This is a genomic window from Pseudomonas corrugata (assembly GCF_001269905.1).
GTDB classification, from domain to species: Bacteria; Pseudomonadota; Gammaproteobacteria; order Pseudomonadales; family Pseudomonadaceae; genus Aquipseudomonas; species Aquipseudomonas corrugata.
The window spans coordinates 165,200-181,576 of the sequence record NZ_LHVK01000003.1 but is presented as its reverse complement, the minus strand read 5'-3'; the positions used below and the strand labels follow the sequence as shown (position 1 = coordinate 181,576).

Sequence of the window (16,377 nt, the reverse complement as noted above, 5' to 3'; positions counted from 1 at the left end):
CCTGCCGCGAAGTGAATCGCAGCCAGCGGGACTACTTCTTGAAGCGCAGGGTCAGCGCATCGGCCACGGCCGGGTGGACGAACTTGGTGATGTCGCCGCCCAGGGCAGCAATTTCACGCACCAGGGTCGATGAGATGAACGAGTAGTGCTCCGACGGCGTCAGGAAAAGACTTTCGACGTCCGGGGCCAACTGGCGGTTCATGTTGGCCAGCTGGAACTCGTATTCGAAGTCCGAAACCGCCCGCAGGCCGCGCAGGAACACATTGGCGTTCTGTTCTTTGGCAAAGTGCGCCAGCAGCGTCGAGAAACCCACCACTTCCACGTTGGGCAGATGCTTGGTGACTTCACGGGCCAGTTCCACCCGTTGTTCCAGCGGGAACAGCGGATTTTTCTTCGGGCTGGCGGCAACGGCGATGATCACATGATCGAACAGGCGCGCGGCGCGTTCGACCAGATCGCCATGGCCCTTGGTAATAGGGTCGAAGGTACCTGGGTACAACACTCGGTTCATCGCGTCGTCCTGGCGGGAGTCCGTTGGGGAGTCGGATGGTATCGCAGCCTTCTCGGTCGGCCAAGTCGGCTGTGGGATAAGAAAGCACTATAGACGCTGCGAATGATCTGGATATTCATGGATTTCTCAGACGTTCGGCCAGGAATGTCGCCAGTTTGGCCGTCAGCCCATACACCGACAATTGCGGATTGGCACCGATGCTGGTGGGAAACAGCGAGCCGTCGTGGATCGAAAGGTTGCTGAGTTGATGATGACGACCGAGGCTGTCGGCGACAGCGGTTTGCGGCGTTTCGCCCATCGCGCAACCGCCCATCACGTGAGCGCTGCCCAGGCGCGTGCGATACAAGGCAAGCTCCAGCCCGTCGATCAGGCTTCGGGCTTCGGCCAGGGTTTTTACGTAGCGGGCGTCACTGTGCAGCGGCATGACCGCCCTGGCGCCGCCAGCGAACTGAATCTCGGCCATGCTATGGAATGCGCGACGCAAACCGTCCCAGGCATAGGGTGACACACTGTAGTCGAGCACCGGAGAGCCGTCGCTGCGCAACTCGACGCTGCCGCCGGGGCTGTCCGGGTGAAAGCCGTCGCGCAGCAAGGCCAGCATGGCGTGGGTATGGGGCAGTTGCGCCATGCGATCGGCGTTCTGTGTGCCGAAACCACCCAGCAGCGTGGCCGCGAGGGCGGGGTGCAAGGGCGGTACTTCGAGTTTGTAGGACATTTTGCCGGTAGCGCCGTCCTGCCATTGGAAGTGATCCGAATAGATCGATTGGGGCGCGCCGTAGAACGGGTTGATGACCTCGTCGAACTGCCCGGCCGACATGTTCACCAAATGCAGGAATGTCCGCTTGCCCGCGCGTTCGTAAGGGTCAGGTGCATCGGAGCGCAGTAACAAGGCGGGACTGTTGATGCCGCCGCCGGCCAGTACGTAATGGCGCGCCTTCACAGTGATGCGCCGCCCGGTCGGCGCCACACAACGCTCGTCCATGGCCAGGCATTGCAGGTCGACGACCGCATCGTTTTTGAGGGTCAGGCGCTCGGCCCGCGCCAGGTAAAGCAATGCGCCGCCCTTGTCGAGCAGGCTCGGGATGGTGGTGACCAGCATCGACTGCTTGGCGTTGGTCGGGCACCCCATGCCGCAATAGCCCAGGTTCCAGCAGCCGCGCACATTGCGCGGGATGACGTGCCAGCGATAACCCAATCGTTCACAGCCTTTGCGGATGACATCGTTGTTGGCATTCGGCGGAATCAGCCATGGTGCCACGCCCAGGCGTTGTTCCATTCGTTCGAACCAGGGCGCCATTTCGGCGGAGCTGTGCCCTTTGACGTTGTGCTCGGCCGCCCAGTGATCCAGGGTCTGATCCGGAGTGCGGAAGCTCGAGGTCCAGTTGATCAAGGTAGTGCCACCCACGGCCCGGCCCTGGAGGATGGTGATGGCGCCATCCTTGCTCATGCGCCCCAGGCCTTCCTGGTACAGGCTGGTGTAAGCCTGGTCCTCGAGCAGCTTGAAGTCGCTGCTGGTCTTGAGCGGGCCTTCTTCGATCAGCAACACGTTATAGCCGGCCGCGCTGAGGATTTCCGCAGTGGTACCGCCACCCGCGCCGCTGCCAATGATTGCCACGTCTGCTTCCAGAGTCAGGTCCTGGCTCAGTCGAGCACCGTTGTAGGTGGTCCAGCCGCGGGCAAGACCCTCGCGGAAGGGGTCGGGTACGGGCATGTTCAGGCTCTCTTGTTGTTATGGATGTGCAATAGACCTCCTGTGGGCGCGAGCAAGCCCGCACACATGACTCTCATCTGCATATTCAAACCGTGGGCGGCCCTGGATACCCGCAATGTGTCCAAGCCTCGGCCCGGCTGTACCACGCCATCATCACCATTTGCAGCAATGAGCTGTGGCCCTGGCGCAGCAAGTCCAATGAGCTGTTTTCCCAGCGATCGAGAAACTGGCGGATCTCATCGCCGCTGGCGGTTTCCCAAGAGCCCCAGACGCCGGTCAGCGGTCCACGGGTAATGCCCAGCGTGAGTACGTCGAACAGTTGGCGAGTGAGCTTGAGCATGGGTGGGGAAAGGTGGGCCAGGGCTGTATCCAGGCTTTCCAGGGTGGCATCAGCAGCGGCGTTGCGTTGTTCAGCGGCCACGGCGCCCTCCAGCATCACGGGAATGAGCGCGCGTAAAAATGGCAGGTCGCTATCCCGCAGGGCGGCAAGGCCCTTGGCCGGTTGGCTTGGCGAACAACCGCTCAGGCTGGCCCCCAGCCCAACGGTGCTCAGGAACACGCTGGCGCCGAGGCTGAATTTCAGTAGTCCGCGCCGTGACAGCACGGGTGTATCGGTCAGGCTTGGGTTCATTACTGTGATCACCCGCTCCGGGACCTGTTAACGGACGAACAGCTTCTGAATCAACTTCTGGAGCGGTTTGCCATAGGGCGGATAAATCAGCCTGGCGGCGTTAAAGCGTTGCTTGCTCAGCACACCCTTGGCTTTGCTGAAGGTAAGGAACCCTTCGTGCCCATGGTAATGCCCCATCCCCGAAGGACCGATGCCACCGAATGGCAAGTCGTCCTGGGCAACGTGCAGCAAAGTGTCGTTCAAGCAGACGCCGCCGGAATGGGTTTCGTGGAGTACGCGGTTCTGTTCGGCCTTGTTGTAGCCAAAATAGTAGAGAGCCAACGGACGAGGCCGTTGATTGATGTAGGCAAACGCCTGGTCCAGGTCGTTGTAGGGCACGATAGGCAGCAGCGGGCCGAAGATCTCGTGCTGCATGACGGTCATGTCGTCGTTGACGTTGAGTAGCAGGCTATGGGGCATGCGGCGTCCCTGGCCTCGGTCGAACAACTCGATCAGCAATGCGCCCTTGCTGGTAGCGTCACTGATGTAGCCGTTGAGCCGTGCCAGTTGTCGTTCGTTGATGATCGCAGTGTAGTCCGGGTTGTCAGCCAGGGTCGGATAAAGCCTGCGAACCGCCTCACGGTAGGCATCGACGAATTCGCCGACGCGGTTTTGCGGCACCAACACGTAATCTGGCGCCACACAGGTCTGCCCGGCATTCAGCATCTTGCCGAAGGCAATGCGCTCGGCGGCATCGCTCAGAGATACGTCGGTGGACACGACTGCGGGCGACTTTCCACCCAGCTCCAGGGTGACGGGGGTCAGGTTCTCGGCGGCGGCACGCATGACGTGCCTGCCGATGCTGGTAGCGCCGGTAAACAACAGGTGATCGAACGGCAGCCTGGAAAAGGCTACGCCGACATCTGCCTCACCGAGCACCACGCACACCAGATCCTGGGGAAAGACTCGCGCCAGCAACTGCTTGAGCAACAGTCCGGTGGCAGGTGTGGCTTCGCTGAGCTTGAGCATCACCCGATTTCCCGCCGACAATGCTCCGACCAATGGCCCGATGGCCAGGAACAAGGGGTAGTTCCACGGCACGATGATCCCGACCACGCCCAGAGGTTGATAGATCACCTTGGCCGATGCCGGTTGGAAGGCCATGCCTACCTTGCGCCGGGAGGGTTTCATCCAGCTCTTGAGGTGTCGACTGGCATAATGGATGCCGTGCAGGCTCGGCATCAGCTCGGCCAACAGCGTTTCGTCGGCGCTGCGGTGGCTGAAATCCTCGCTGATGGCATCGATCAGAGCCTGTCGTTCATTGCTCAGCACCTCTCGGAGGGACTTGAGCCACTGCCGACGCTGTTCGGCGGGGGGCATTGGATGAGCGGCATAGGCCTGACGCTGTGTCTCGAAGAATGACTGCAGCTCATCCAGTTGCCGTTGGGAATCGCGCAGATAAGCAATGTCGGCAGGCATCGTCAGGCACCAGTTCTTATAAGTGTGGGTGTTTTCTAGAGCTTATGCTCTATAAAGTCAAATGACATCCTGGGTGGCTTTGGGTTTGTCCTCCGGGCGATAGGTCGTAAGATGCCGCAATGCTTTCGTCGAATTAAAGCCCAAGCCATGGTCACGCGAATGAAAACCAGCGAGCGCATCGTGCAAAACAGCCTCGAACTGTTCAATCAGCAGGGCGAGCGCAGTGTCAGCACCAACCACATTGCCGCCCATATGGATATGTCCCCGGGCAACCTTTACTACCACTTCCCTAACAAGCAGGCGATCATCGCCGTGCTGTTCAGTGAATACGAAAACCTGGTGGACAGTTTCCTGCGGCCTCCCCAGGGCCGGGCGGCTACGGTGGAGGACAAGCGCTTCTATCTCCAGGAGCTGCTGTCGGCGATGTGGAGTTATCGCTTTCTTCACCGGGACCTGGAGCATCTGCTCGACAGCGATCCCGACCTTGCGGCTCGCTATCGCCGGTTTTCCCAGCGCTGCCTGATCCACGGGACCGCCATCTATGAGGGCTTCGTCGCGGCCGGCATCCTGAAGATGGATCGCGTGCAGATCGAGTCCCTGACTCTTAATGCCTGGATCATCCTGACGTCTTGGGTGCGGTTTCTTTGCACCACTCGGGAAAACTCCAATCATTTGAGTGAACAGGCCATCAAGCGCGGGGTGTATCAGGTGTTGGTGCTGGAGGCCGGTTTCGTGACCGACCAGGCCCGCGAAGCGGTGGATGCACTGTTCAAGGAATATTACGTCCCCCTGCCCCAGACCCTGGAGGAAGGGCAGTAGGAATCGGAACTGAACCATACCGGCCACTCATTCCGTCACAGGAGCTCGCCATGCCTATCGCGCAACTCATCAGCCCTCAAGCCCTCGAGCAAAGGAGGGCACAGCCCGGGCTGGTGATCCTCGATTGCCGTTTTGCCCTCGAAGATCCGGATTATGGCCAGCGCAGCTACGCCGAGGGGCATATCGCCGGTGCGTCGTTCGCGGACCTCGAGCGCGACCTGAGTGGCCCGGTGATCAAGGGGGTTACCGGGCGTCATCCGCTGCCGGAGCCCGGCGCGTTGATGGAGCGCTTGCGGACCTGGGGCATCGACAACGACAGCGACATCGTGCTGTACGACGATGGTCCCGGTGCCTATGCGGCTCGGGCCTGGTGGTTGCTGGCCTGGTTGGGCAAACGCGAGGGTGTATACCTGCTCGATGGCGGACTCAAGGCCTGGCACGCCAATGGTTTGCCCTTGAGTCTCGATCCGCCGACGGGCAACCGTGGGACGTTCAGCGGTTCGCCGGATGATTCCCTGTTGCTCGACGCCGAGGCGCTGCAACAGCGCCTCGGCCAAGCGGAGATGACGCTTCTGGATGCTCGTGCGTTGCCGCGCTTCAAGGGCGAAGTCGAGCCGATCGATCCGGTGGCCGGACACATCCCGGGAGCGCAATGTGCGGCATTTACCGACAACCTTGGCGCTGATGGGTGTTTTCTTTCGGCAGATCGACTCAAGCAGCGTTTCGCCGAAAAATTGGGGGGGCGTTCGCCGACTGAGCTGGTGGCTTATTGCGGCTCCGGGGTGACGGCGTGTCATAACCTGTTTGCCTTGTGCCTGGCGGGGTATCCGTTGGGGAGGTTGTATGCTGGGTCGTGGAGTGAGTGGATTAATGATTCGGGGCGTGGGGTGGCGAAGGGTGAATAGCTGCGAATGGCGACCTGACACTCTCACCTGGTGTTTTTGACCGGGTACATATCCATTGCTGCGGTAACGGCGGCTTAGGGTTCCGCCCTTACGGCGGCTTACTTTTTTTCAAACGCCAAAAAAAGTAAGCAAAAAAGGCTTGGCCCCACCACTCGGCACCTCGCCTAGGCTCGGTGTGCCCTCACTCCGGCATTGCTCCGTGGGCCCGCCGCGAAGGGCCATCCATGGCCCAGCGCGGCTAACCCGGCATCCATGCCGGGTTGCCCACTACGCAATGCCTGCGTTCGGCCAGCGTGGTTAACGGGGCCTGAAGATCAAAAGCAAAAGCAAAAGCAAAAGCAAAAGCAAAAGCAAAGCGAGGCGGGGCGAGGCCTTGCAGTCGGCCTGTTTCTTCCTGCTGGCGCTAGTCCCTGTGGGAGCGAGCCTGCTCGCGATAGCGGCGGGTCAGCAGCATTGAAGTGACTGACACTCCGCTATCGCGAGCAGGCTCGCTCCCACAGGGGTGTGTGTTGGCGGTGGCTCATCCGTGACCCAGGTTCGCCAGCCACTGGGGAATACGTCGCTCCAGGTAGTATCCGGGTGAGCGCAAGGTCCCTTCGACAAATCCCACGTGCCCACCCTGGGCATGCAGTTCCAGCTGGGTGGAGGCGGACAGCTCGTCGGGTTGGGGCAGGCTGTGGGGGAATACGAAAGGGTCGTCGGCAGCTTGGATGACCAGGGTCGGGGTGTTGATTTCGCTCATGTAATAGCGGCTGGAGGCGCGACGGTAATAGTCCGAGGCGTCGGAAAAGCCGTGCAGCGGGGCGGTCACGCGGCCGTCGAAATCCCAGAAGGTGCGCATGTTTTCCAATGGACCCAGCGCCGCCAGGGTGGCAAGCCCTTCGTGACGTCCATCGTGCTTGAACCGGCGTTGCTTGTTGCGCACGTAAGCCACCAGCTCCCGCATGAAATGCGCCTGATAAAACCTGGAAAACCCTTGCCCGATGCGATCGGCGCATTGATCGAGTCGAAACGGCACCGAAACGGCCACGGCGCCGAGCAGTTGACTGTCGCTGCCGGTTTCTCCCAGGTGTTTGAGCAGTACGTTGCCGCCTAGCGAATAACCCACCGCAAACAGCGGCGCCAGGGGCCGTCGCGTCCGCAGGTGAGCAATGACGGCGGCCAGGTCTTCGCTGACGCCGGAGTGGTAACTGCGGGGCAGCAGGTTCGGTTCGCCTGAACAGCCGCGCCAGTTCAGCGCGACACTGGCCCAGCCCTGATGGCCAAGGGCTTGTTGCAAGCCGGCCACGTAAGGCGAGTTGGAGGAGCCCGTCAGTCCGTGAAGCACCAACACCAGCGGCGCCTTGGCGCTGTGGGGGCCATGCCAGTCTAGGTCGAGGAAATCACCGTCGTCCAGCCACAAACGCTCGCGTTGGCGAGGGATGTGTGTGGTCTTGCGCCATAGCGGGCCCCACAGGGTTTGCAAGTGCGGGTTGCCAAGGCCTCTGGCGGGGATGAATCGTTCAGGTGCAGAGGCCATTATTATTGTTCTCGATGCTGCGGCCAGCCGTCAGCCAACGGCTTCTGCCATACGTTGCCACAATGCGTAGTACACCCGTCCGGATTTCTGCTCGCGATGCAAGCGCCAATTGCCCGGCAGGCCGAGGACCGACGGAGCGGTCTCGCTTTCAGTGTAGACCCAGGCATCCTCGGTCAGCCACTGGCGTTCCTCAAGCAGCGCGCAGACCGTCGGCAACAGGTTCTGGTTGAACGGCGGGTCGAGAAACACCAGGTCGAAAGGGCTGGCCGGTTGGCTGTCCAGATAGCGCAAGGCGTCGGCTGTCTGTACCTGGCCGACCGTGCAACGCAGGGTGCCCAGGTGTTCTTTCAGGCTGGAAACCGCCAGGTTGCTGGCGTCCAGTGCCTGGCCCATGGCAGCACCACGGGACAGGGCTTCGAGAAACAGCGCGCCACTGCCGGCGAACGGGTCGAGTACCCGGGCGCCTGCCACATAAGGTGCGAGCCAGTTGAACAGAGTTTCACGCACCCGGTCCGGTGTCGGTCGCAAGCCCGGAGCGTCTGGGAAGCTCAGGCGCCGGCTGCGCCATTCACCGCCGATGATGCGTAATTGGTTGATCCCGTTGTGAGCGGGTTTCTTGCTGGAATTCGATGGACGGGCCATTAGTGCTCCGGGACCCCGAGCGGTTGCTCGGCAGGTTTGTCAGTGGGGGCCGGCAACGGCTTTTGCGGCACGGTCGGGCCGGCGGTGACGATGACCATCTTGTCGGTGCTCAGGTGCTTGTTCAGCGCTGCCTTGACCTGATCTACCGTCAACGCCTGTGATTGGCGCATGAAGTCTTCCAGGTAGCTCAGCGGCAAGTCGTAGAAACCCATGGCCCCGAGTTGGCCGACAATATCGGCGTTGCTCGCGGTGGACAGTGGGAAACTGCCGGCCAGCTCACGCTTGGCGTCATCGAGCTCCTTCTGGGTCGGACCGTTCTTCAGGTACTCGGCGAATACGTCCTGCACCAGCTTGAGTGTGCCTTCGCTCATCTCGGCTCGGGTCTGCAGGTTGATCATGAACGGGCCGCGAGCCTGCATCGGCGTGAAGCCAGAGTACACTCCATAAGTCAGGCCACGTTTTTCCCGTACTTCAGTCATCAATCGCGTGCCGAAACCACCGCCGCCGAGGATCTGGTTGCCCAGGGAGACGGCCGCAAAGTCCGGGTCATCCCGGTCGATGCCCAGTTGCGCGAGCATCAGGTTGGTCTGTTTGGACGGGAACTCGATGTGGCTGACGCTCGCCTTCGGTTCTACTGGTGATGGGGTTTTTGCCAGCGCGGGCCCCTTGGGCAGCGCGGCGGACACCTGGTTGGCGATCGCCTCGGCCTCGGCGCGGGAGAGGTCTCCCACCAACGCAATCACCGCGTTGCCGGCAGCGTAGGCCTTGGCGTGAAAGTCACGGGCCTGGGCCAGGGTGATCGGTGGAATGCTTTGTGCGGTGCCGTCGCTGGAGTGCGCGTACGGGTGGTCACCGTACAGGCGCTTCATCAGTTCCAGTCCCGCCAGTTTGCCGGGGTTCTGCTTCTGGTACTCCAAGCCGGCGAGCATCTGGTTCTTGATGCGGGCGAAGGAGTCAGCGGGGAAGGTCGGCTTGCCGACCACTTCGGCGAACAGTTTCAGTGCCGGCTCCCGCTTGTCCACCGCACTGAGGCTGCGCAGGGAGGCCACGGCCATGTCCCGGTAGGCACCGTTGCCGAAGTCAGCGCCAAGGCTTTCGAACCCTTCGGCGATGGCGCTGACGTCCTTGCCGGCCACGCCTTCGTTGAGCATGGCGTTGGTCAGCAGGGCCAGGCCGGGGGCGTTGCCGTCCTGGCTGCTGCCGGCGGCGAAGGTCAGGCGCAGGTCGAACATCGGCAGTTCGCGAGCTTCGACGAACAGTACCTTGGCGCCGTCAGCGGTTTTCCAGGATTGCACGTCGAGCTGACGATGGCCGGGGGCCTTGCCGTCAAGTTCCGCCAGCGATTGCAGCTTGTTGCCGGATCTGGCGTTGTCCAGGGCCTGGCTGGCAGTGACGTCAGTGGCAGGAGACAGGTAGAAGGCCAAGGCTGCGACCAGGGCGATGACCACCAGGCCGATCAGCAGCAGGCGTGATGATTTGCGCTCACTCATGAGCTTTCTCCTCGGGCAGGATGTGCGCAACGCTCAGGCGCGAGTGGGTGAAATACAGCTGGGCTGCCTTCTGGATGTCTTGCGGAGTTACGCTTTGCAATTCGGCAAGCTCGGTGTCCATCAGCTTCCAGGACAACCCGACGGTTTCCAGCTGGCCGATGGCGGTGGCCTGGCTGGTGATCGAATCGCGCTCGTACACCAGGCCGGCGATCACCTGGGCGCGGACGCGCTCCAGTTCATCGGCGGTCGGGGCGGTGGTTTTCAACTGGTCCAGCAAGCGCCACAGGCCGGCTTCGGCCTGGGCGATGGTTTTTTTCTTCTGGGTATTGGGCGCCGCCGACAAGGTGAACAGCGTGTCGCCACGGGTGTAGGCGTCGTAGCTCGACGAACCGCCGGATACCAGCTCCTCCCCACGCTCCAGCTGGGTCGGAATCCGGCCGCTGTAGCCGCCATCCAGCAAGGCCGAGATCAACCTCAGGGCGTTGACCGAGCGCTTGTCTGTCGCAGTGGCGATGCTTGGCACGTTGAAGGCCAGCATCAGGCTGGGCAGTTGGGTCTGCACATGCAGGGTGATCTGGCGTTCGCCGGGTTCGGCCAGTTCCAGGGGAATCTTCGCCGTCGGCACGTTACGCCGGGCAATCGGGCCGAAGTAGCGTTGGGCCAGGGCCTTGACCTCGTCCGGCGTCACGTCGCCAACCACCACCAGGGTGGCATTGTTCGGCGCGTACCAGGATTCGTACCAGTGGCGCAGTTCCTGGACGGTCATGCGGTCCAGGTCGGCCATCCAGCCGATGGTCGGCGTGTGGTAGCCGCTGGCCGGATAAGCCATGGCCTTGAAGCGCTCGAACGCCTTGGACATCGGCTTGTCGTCGGTGCGCATGCGGCGCTCTTCCTTGATGACTTCGATCTCGCGGCTGAACTCTTCAGGCGGCAGGCGCAGGCTGGCCATGCGGTCGGCTTCCAGCTCGAAGGCCACGCCCAGGCGATCCCGCGCCAACACCTGGTAATACGCAGTGAAATCATCGCTGGTGAAGGCGTTTTCCTCGGCACCCAGGTCCCGCAGGATCAGCGACGCTTCACCAGGGCCGACTTTTTCGCTGCCCTTGAACATCATATGTTCCAGGGCGTGGGACAAACCGGTCTGGCCCGGTGTTTCATAACTGGAACCGACCTTGTACCAGACCTGGGAAACCACCACCGGCGCCCGATGATCTTCGCGCACCACGACCTTCAGGCCGTTGTCGAGGGTGAATTCATGGGTGGGTTGTGGATCGGCAGCCAAGGCTGAAAGGGGCAGACAAACTGTGCTGAACAGCAGGCCTGCAACGCGGCGGGCAAGAGCATTCATTCGTGTTTAAACCTGTTGGGCTGCCCGCTAGGTCTTAGCGTCGGCGGGCGAGAGGGTGCTAGGATACTGATCCGTTTTACTGGCGGCCACGCCTATCGGGCCTTTTATCGGTCCAGGGTTGTCCGGGTTTTGCGCAGAAGCGTCGGGTTTTTTCGTGGATCCCTGCGTTTTCGCCGACGATACCTTGCCAGTCCTTCGAAAGAATCGACGATGAGGTGTCCCTGGGACATTTCGACAATCTGTTGCGCGTGAACAAGCTGGATGAAACGCAGTCTGTTCAACATCGAATATTCATCACCGATGCGCCCTCGTGGCGCGTCGCTACCGTGAGATAGCCGTCCTCCATGTTTGGTTCCAACGACGACAAGAAGACCCCAGCTGAGGCTGGCGAGAAAAAAGGCCTGTTCGGATGGCTGCGCAAGAAGCCGCAGGAAACCGTCGTCGAGCAGCCGCAACCGCTGCCCGAGCCTGCCACAGAACCTGCCACCGAGGCGGTGGCCGAAGAAGCTGCGCCGATCGTGCTGCCGCTGGCCGAACCGGTGCTGCAACCGGCCGAGCCCGAACCCGTTGCCGCACCGGCGGCCGAGCAACCGTTGACTCCACCTGTCGGGCAAACCCCGTGGCTGACCCTGCCGGTGGCGGAAGAGCCGGTGGCATTGGTCGAGGATGCACAGGCTCCCCATGTCACGCCGCCGATTCCTGCCCCGACGGCTCCCGTTGTGGAGCCGCTTGTCGAAGCCCCGCCGGTCACCGTCGCGCCCGCACCTTCCACTGAGCCAGGCAAGGTCGGTTTCTTCGCCCGCCTCAAGCAAGGCTTGTCCAAGACCAGTGCCAGCATTGGCGAAGGCATGGCCAGCCTGTTCCTGGGCAAGAAAGTCATCGACGACGAATTGCTGGATGACATCGAAACCCGCCTGCTGACCGCCGATGTCGGCGTCGAGGCGACGTCGGTGATCATCCAGAGCCTGACCCAGAAGGTCGCGCGCAAGCAACTGACCGATGCCGACGCATTGTACAAATCCCTGCAGAGCGAGCTGGGCAACCTGCTCAAGCCTGTGGAGCAGCCGCTGGTGATCGCTTCACAGAACAAGCCGTTCGTGATCCTGGTGGTTGGCGTCAATGGGGCCGGCAAGACCACTACCATTGGCAAGCTGGCGAAGAAGCTGCAACTCGAAGGCAAGAAGGTCATGCTCGCCGCCGGCGACACCTTCCGCGCCGCTGCTGTCGAGCAACTGCAAGTGTGGGGCGAGCGCAACAAGATCCCGGTGATCGCCCAGCACACCGGCGCTGATTCCGCTTCGGTGATCTTCGACGCCGTGCAGGCCGCCAAGGCCCGTGGCATCGACGTGCTCATCGCCGACACAGCCGGTCGCCTGCATACCAAAGACAACCTGATGGAAGAATTGAAGAAGGTTCGCCGGGTGATCGGCAAGCTTGATGCCGACGCGCCCCACGAAGTGCTGCTGGTGCTGGATGCCGGTACTGGCCAGAACGCCATCAACCAGGCCAAGCAATTCAACCAGACCGTCGAACTGACCGGGCTGGCCCTGACCAAGCTCGATGGCACCGCCAAGGGCGGAGTGATCTTCGCCCTGGCCAAGCAGTTCGGCCTGCCCATTCGCTACATTGGCGTGGGCGAAGGCATCGACGACCTGCGTACCTTTGAAGCCGAGCCCTTTGTCCAGGCACTGTTTGCCGAGCGGGAGCATTCATGATTCGTTTCGAACAGGTCGGTAAACGCTATCCGAACGGTCACGTCGGCCTGCATGAACTGAGCTTTCGGGTACGTCGAGGTGAGTTTCTGTTCGTCACCGGCCATTCCGGCGCGGGTAAAAGCACATTGCTGCGCCTGTTGCTGGCAATGGAGCGGCCTACCACCGGCAAGTTGCTGCTGGCCGGACAGGACCTGAGCACCATCAGCAATGCTCAGATCCCTTACCTGCGGCGGCAGATTGGCGTGGTGTTCCAGAATCACCAGTTGCTGTTCGATCGCACCGTGTTCAACAACGTGGCGTTGCCCTTGCAGATCCTTGGCCTGTCCAAGGCCGAGATCAACAAGCGGGTGGATTCGGCCCTGGAACGCGTGGCCCTGTCGGACAAGACTGATCTTTACCCGGGCGACCTGTCCACCGGCCAGCAACAACGTGTCGGTATCGCCCGCGCCATTGTTCACCGCCCGGCCTTGCTGCTGGCGGACGAACCTACCGGTAACCTCGACCCGCGTCTGGCGGCGGAAATCATGGGCGTATTTGAAGATATCAACCGTTTGGGTACCAGTGTGCTGATCGCCAGTCACGACCTGGCCCTGATCGCACGCATGCGCCACCGCATGCTCACCTTGCAGCGCGGTCGTTTGATCGGTGACGGGGAGGCTGGTGTATGAGCGCAACCCGTAGCCCGAAAGTGGCCGAGCGTGTGGCCCCAAAGGCCTCCGATCCGCAGCCGCAAAAGAAAAAACGCGACGAGGACGACGGCCCGGACTTCAGTACGCTGCTGCATGCCTGGCTCGAAAGCCACCGTGCCAGCTTGCTCGACAGCCTGCGTCGCCTGGGCAAGCAGCCGATCGGCAGTTTCTTCACCTGCATGGTCATGGCGGTAGCCCTGAGCCTGCCGATGGGGCTGTCATTACTGCTGAACAATGTGGAGCGCCTGGGGGGCTCCTGGCAGCGCGCGGCGCAGATTTCCCTGTACCTGCAATTGGAGGCGACGCCGGGCGAAGGTCAGGCGTTGCGCGAGCAGATCAAAGCCATGCCAGGCGTGGCTGATGCCGAATACATCGGCCGCGATCAGGCGCTCGAGGAATTTCAGCAACAGTCCGGCCTGGGCGAGGCGCTCAAGGAACTGCCGGAAAACCCATTGCCGGGCGTGGTGCTGGTGACGCCGAAGGAAGTCGACAAACCGACCCTTGAAGCATTAAGACAAAGACTTTCCGAGTTGCCGAAGGTACAACAGGCGCAACTTGATCTAGTCTGGGTCGAGCGTCTTGCGGCGATCCTCAAGCTCGGCGACCGGTTTGTCTTCGGTCTGACGGTGCTTCTGGTGTCCGCATTACTTTTGGTGATAGGCAATACCATTCGTCTTCATATTGAAAACCGCCGCACCGAGATAGAAGTGATTAAACTTGTCGGCGGCACGGACAGTTATGTGCGCAGGCCTTTCCTTTACATGGGCGCGCTGTATGGCTTCGGTGCCGGAATCCTGTCCTGGGGAGTATTGGCGTTCGGCCTGGACTGGTTGAATGATGCGGTAGTGGGGCTGGCCGGTTTGTATGGCAGTGATTTCGCGCTGGCTGGAGTGCCAGTCGCCGACGGTCTGTCGCTCTTGCTTGGCGCGGTGCTGTTGGGTTATATCGGTGCATGGATTGCGGTCGCACGCCACTTGCGTGAGCTTGCACCAAAATAGAGTCATTTTGCGCGTATTGACCTTTCAGTTTTTGTGGGAACTTGTCCTATGGTTTCCGGTCAATTTTCGCAGTGCTGAACTGCACGAGTTATGTGAGTCGGAGGTTTTTTTCGTATGACCACTTCTTTGCAACCTGCGTATGCTCTGGTCCCGGGTGCGAACCTGGAGGCCTATGTGCACACGGTGAACAGCATTCCCTTGCTGACACCCGAGCAGGAGCGTGAACTGGCCGAGAGTCTCTATTATGAGCAGGATCTTGAGGCGGCTCGGCAAATGGTGCTCGCCCACCTGCGTTTTGTCGTACATATCGCCCGCAGCTATTCCGGCTACGGGTTGGCCCAGGCCGACCTGATCCAGGAAGGTAACGTTGGCCTGATGAAGGCGGTCAAGCGCTTCAACCCCGAAATGGGTGTGCGCCTGGTATCGTTCGCGGTGCACTGGATCAAGGCGGAAATCCACGAGTTCATCCTGCGCAACTGGCGCATTGTGAAGGTCGCGACCACCAAGGCCCAGCGCAAGCTGTTCTTCAACCTGCGCAGCCAGAAGAAGCGTCTGGCCTGGCTGAACAACGAAGAAGTCCATCGTGTGGCCGAAAGCCTGGGTGTGGAGCCTCGTGAAGTCCGCGAGATGGAAAGTCGCCTGACCGGCCAGGACATGGCCTTCGACCCGGCCGCCGAAGCCGATGACGACAGCGCCTTCCAATCGCCGGCCAACTATCTGGAAGACCACCGGTATGACCCGGCGCGTCAGTTGGAAGACGCCGACTGGAGCGACAACTCCAACACCAACCTGCACGAAGCCCTGGAAGTGCTGGACGAGCGCAGTCGTGACATTCTCTACCAGCGCTGGCTGGCAGAGGAAAAAGCCACGCTGCACGACCTGGCGCAGAAGTACAACGTGTCGGCGGAGCGGATTCGCCAGCTTGAGAAAAGCGCGATGAACAAGCTCAAGCTGTCGATTGCGGCTTGACCGTCCAACGCAATAAAAAACGCCCCGATCAGCGATGATCGGGGCGTTTTCATTCCAGATCCAAATTATCCCCCTGCCGGAGATTCCCCCTGTGGGAGCGAGCCTGCTCGCGATAGCGGTATACCTGCCCCATGACTGCTGACAGACACACCGCGTTCGCGAGCAGGCTCGCTCCCACAGGGCCGCTACTGGGCCCAGGGCGCCCGCCGCGAATCATTGAGTCCCAGCAGGTAACTGTCGCCTCCCAACTGGCTCATCTGCTGGCGTATCCAGCTTGCCCGGCGCAATACATATGGACTTGGCCGGCTGGCGCTCCATTTCCGAGGGTTGGGCAGTACCGCCGCCAGCAGGCTTGCCTGCTGGCGGGACAAGGCATCGGCGCCTACGCGGAAATGGTGTCGCGCTGCGGCTTCGGCACCGAACACCCCGTCGTCCCACTCCACGCTGTTGAGGTACACCTCAAGAATTCGCTGTTTGGGCCAGAGCACCTCGATCAGCGCGGTGAACCAGGCTTCGAAGCCCTTGCGCAACCAGCTACGGCCCGACCACAGGAACAGGTTCTTGGAGACTTGCTGGCTGAGAGTGCTGGCGCCACGAATCGAACCGCCGCGGCCGTTATGGGCGAATGCAGCCTGGATCGCGTCGATGTCGAAGCCCCAGTGTTCGGGAAATTTCTGGTCTTCGCCGGCAATCACCGCGACCTTGAGGCTGTCGGATATCTGGTCCCAGGGCTGCCAGGTGCGCTGCAGGTCGATCGGTTCGCCGTCGAACCAGGATTCAACCTTGCGCTCGACCATCAGCGCCGTGAACGGCGGCGGCACCACGCGAAACAGCAGCACCAGAACAACGCTGCCGACGGCGAACCAGAACAGGGCTTTGAGGAATCGTCGAAACAATGTACGCAGCATAGAGATGGCTTGGCCGAACCCGTCGAGCGGGCCATTATACAGACCCTGTCCACCGAGTCTGACT

15 protein-coding genes are annotated in these 16,377 nt (G+C 61.4%); 6 read left to right on the top strand and 9 right to left on the bottom strand.

Going from position 1 to position 16,377, the window contains the following annotated elements; all coding sequences use genetic code 11:
• Positions 1-31: 31 nt before the first annotated feature.
• From coaD to AD665_RS01055, 4 genes are all read right to left on the bottom strand, one after another.
• Complete coding sequence (gene coaD, locus AD665_RS01070) at positions 32-511, bottom strand: pantetheine-phosphate adenylyltransferase (protein WP_024780451.1); 480 nt, start codon at positions 509-511, stop codon at positions 32-34.
• A 115-nt stretch (positions 512-626) separates the two neighbouring features.
• Positions 627-2,222 carry a GMC family oxidoreductase gene (locus AD665_RS01065; protein ID WP_024780450.1) on the bottom strand — a complete coding sequence of 532 codons (1,596 nt, stop codon included), beginning with the start codon at positions 2,220-2,222 and terminating at the stop codon, positions 627-629.
• A gap of 85 nt (positions 2,223-2,307) precedes the next feature.
• Positions 2,308-2,853: a hypothetical protein gene (locus tag AD665_RS01060; protein WP_024780449.1), complete on the bottom strand. Its 546-nt coding sequence runs from the start codon at positions 2,851-2,853 to the stop codon at positions 2,308-2,310.
• Positions 2,854-2,880: 27 nt separating this feature from the next.
• The gene (locus AD665_RS01055) at positions 2,881-4,311 is read right to left on the bottom strand and encodes a coniferyl aldehyde dehydrogenase (protein WP_053190573.1); all 1,431 of its coding nucleotides are present in this window, start codon (positions 4,309-4,311) and stop codon (positions 2,881-2,883) included.
• A gap of 147 nt (positions 4,312-4,458) precedes the next feature.
• Here AD665_RS01055 and AD665_RS01050 point away from each other — a divergent pair, with 147 nt between their 5' ends.
• Both AD665_RS01050 and AD665_RS01045 read left to right on the top strand, forming a co-directional pair.
• Positions 4,459-5,130: a TetR/AcrR family transcriptional regulator gene (locus AD665_RS01050; protein WP_024780447.1), complete on the top strand. Its 672-nt coding sequence runs from the start codon at positions 4,459-4,461 to the stop codon at positions 5,128-5,130.
• A 50-nt stretch (positions 5,131-5,180) separates the two neighbouring features.
• The gene (locus tag AD665_RS01045; RefSeq protein WP_024780446.1) at positions 5,181-6,035 is read left to right on the top strand and encodes a sulfurtransferase; all 855 of its coding nucleotides are present in this window, start codon (positions 5,181-5,183) and stop codon (positions 6,033-6,035) included.
• Positions 6,036-6,555: 520 nt separating this feature from the next.
• On the opposite strand, the gene AD665_RS01040 is transcribed toward AD665_RS01045, so the two are convergent.
• From AD665_RS01040 to AD665_RS01025, 4 genes are read right to left on the bottom strand one after another with little or no spacing between them, the layout of a single operon-like run.
• Positions 6,556-7,554, bottom strand: coding sequence for a hydrolase (locus AD665_RS01040; RefSeq protein ID WP_053190572.1), 999 nt, complete (start codon positions 7,552-7,554; stop codon positions 6,556-6,558).
• Between the two features lie 30 nt (positions 7,555-7,584).
• A complete protein-coding gene (gene rsmD / locus AD665_RS01035; protein ID WP_024778912.1) occupies positions 7,585-8,196 on the bottom strand; it encodes a 16S rRNA (guanine(966)-N(2))-methyltransferase RsmD in 612 nt (203 codons plus the stop codon).
• Positions 8,196-9,686, bottom strand: a complete 1,491-nt coding sequence (locus tag AD665_RS01030; protein ID WP_053190570.1) for a M16 family metallopeptidase — start codon at positions 9,684-9,686, stop codon at positions 8,196-8,198. Before AD665_RS01030 ends, rsmD begins: the two co-directional genes overlap by 1 nt.
• Complete coding sequence (locus AD665_RS01025) at positions 9,679-11,034, bottom strand: M16 family metallopeptidase (protein WP_053190568.1); 1,356 nt, start codon at positions 11,032-11,034, stop codon at positions 9,679-9,681. Before AD665_RS01025 ends, AD665_RS01030 begins: the two co-directional genes overlap by 8 nt.
• Positions 11,035-11,378: 344 nt before the next feature.
• On the opposite strand from AD665_RS01025, the gene ftsY reads away from it, so the two are divergent.
• The 4 genes from ftsY to rpoH all read left to right on the top strand — a co-directional run bounded on the left by ftsY (position 11,379) and on the right by rpoH (position 15,405).
• Positions 11,379-12,749: a signal recognition particle-docking protein FtsY gene (gene ftsY / locus AD665_RS01020; RefSeq protein ID WP_024778909.1), complete on the top strand. Its 1,371-nt coding sequence runs from the start codon at positions 11,379-11,381 to the stop codon at positions 12,747-12,749.
• Entirely contained in the window at positions 12,746-13,417 is a 672-nt protein-coding gene (ftsE, locus tag AD665_RS01015) for a cell division ATP-binding protein FtsE (protein ID WP_024778908.1), read from the top strand. Before ftsY ends, ftsE begins: the two co-directional genes overlap by 4 nt.
• Positions 13,414-14,436: a permease-like cell division protein FtsX gene (gene ftsX, locus AD665_RS01010; protein WP_024778907.1), complete on the top strand. Its 1,023-nt coding sequence runs from the start codon at positions 13,414-13,416 to the stop codon at positions 14,434-14,436. The genes ftsE and ftsX overlap by 4 nt, the downstream gene beginning before the upstream one ends.
• Positions 14,437-14,550: 114 nt before the next feature.
• Positions 14,551-15,405 (top strand): RNA polymerase sigma factor RpoH, encoded by an 855-nt coding sequence (rpoH, locus tag AD665_RS01005; RefSeq protein ID WP_024778906.1) that lies wholly within the window; start codon positions 14,551-14,553, stop codon positions 15,403-15,405.
• A gap of 185 nt (positions 15,406-15,590) precedes the next feature.
• Here rpoH and mtgA read toward each other — a convergent pair whose 3' ends face one another.
• A complete protein-coding gene (gene mtgA / locus AD665_RS01000) occupies positions 15,591-16,313 on the bottom strand; it encodes a monofunctional biosynthetic peptidoglycan transglycosylase (protein WP_024778905.1) in 723 nt (240 codons plus the stop codon).
• Between the last annotated feature and the right edge of the window lie 64 nt (positions 16,314-16,377).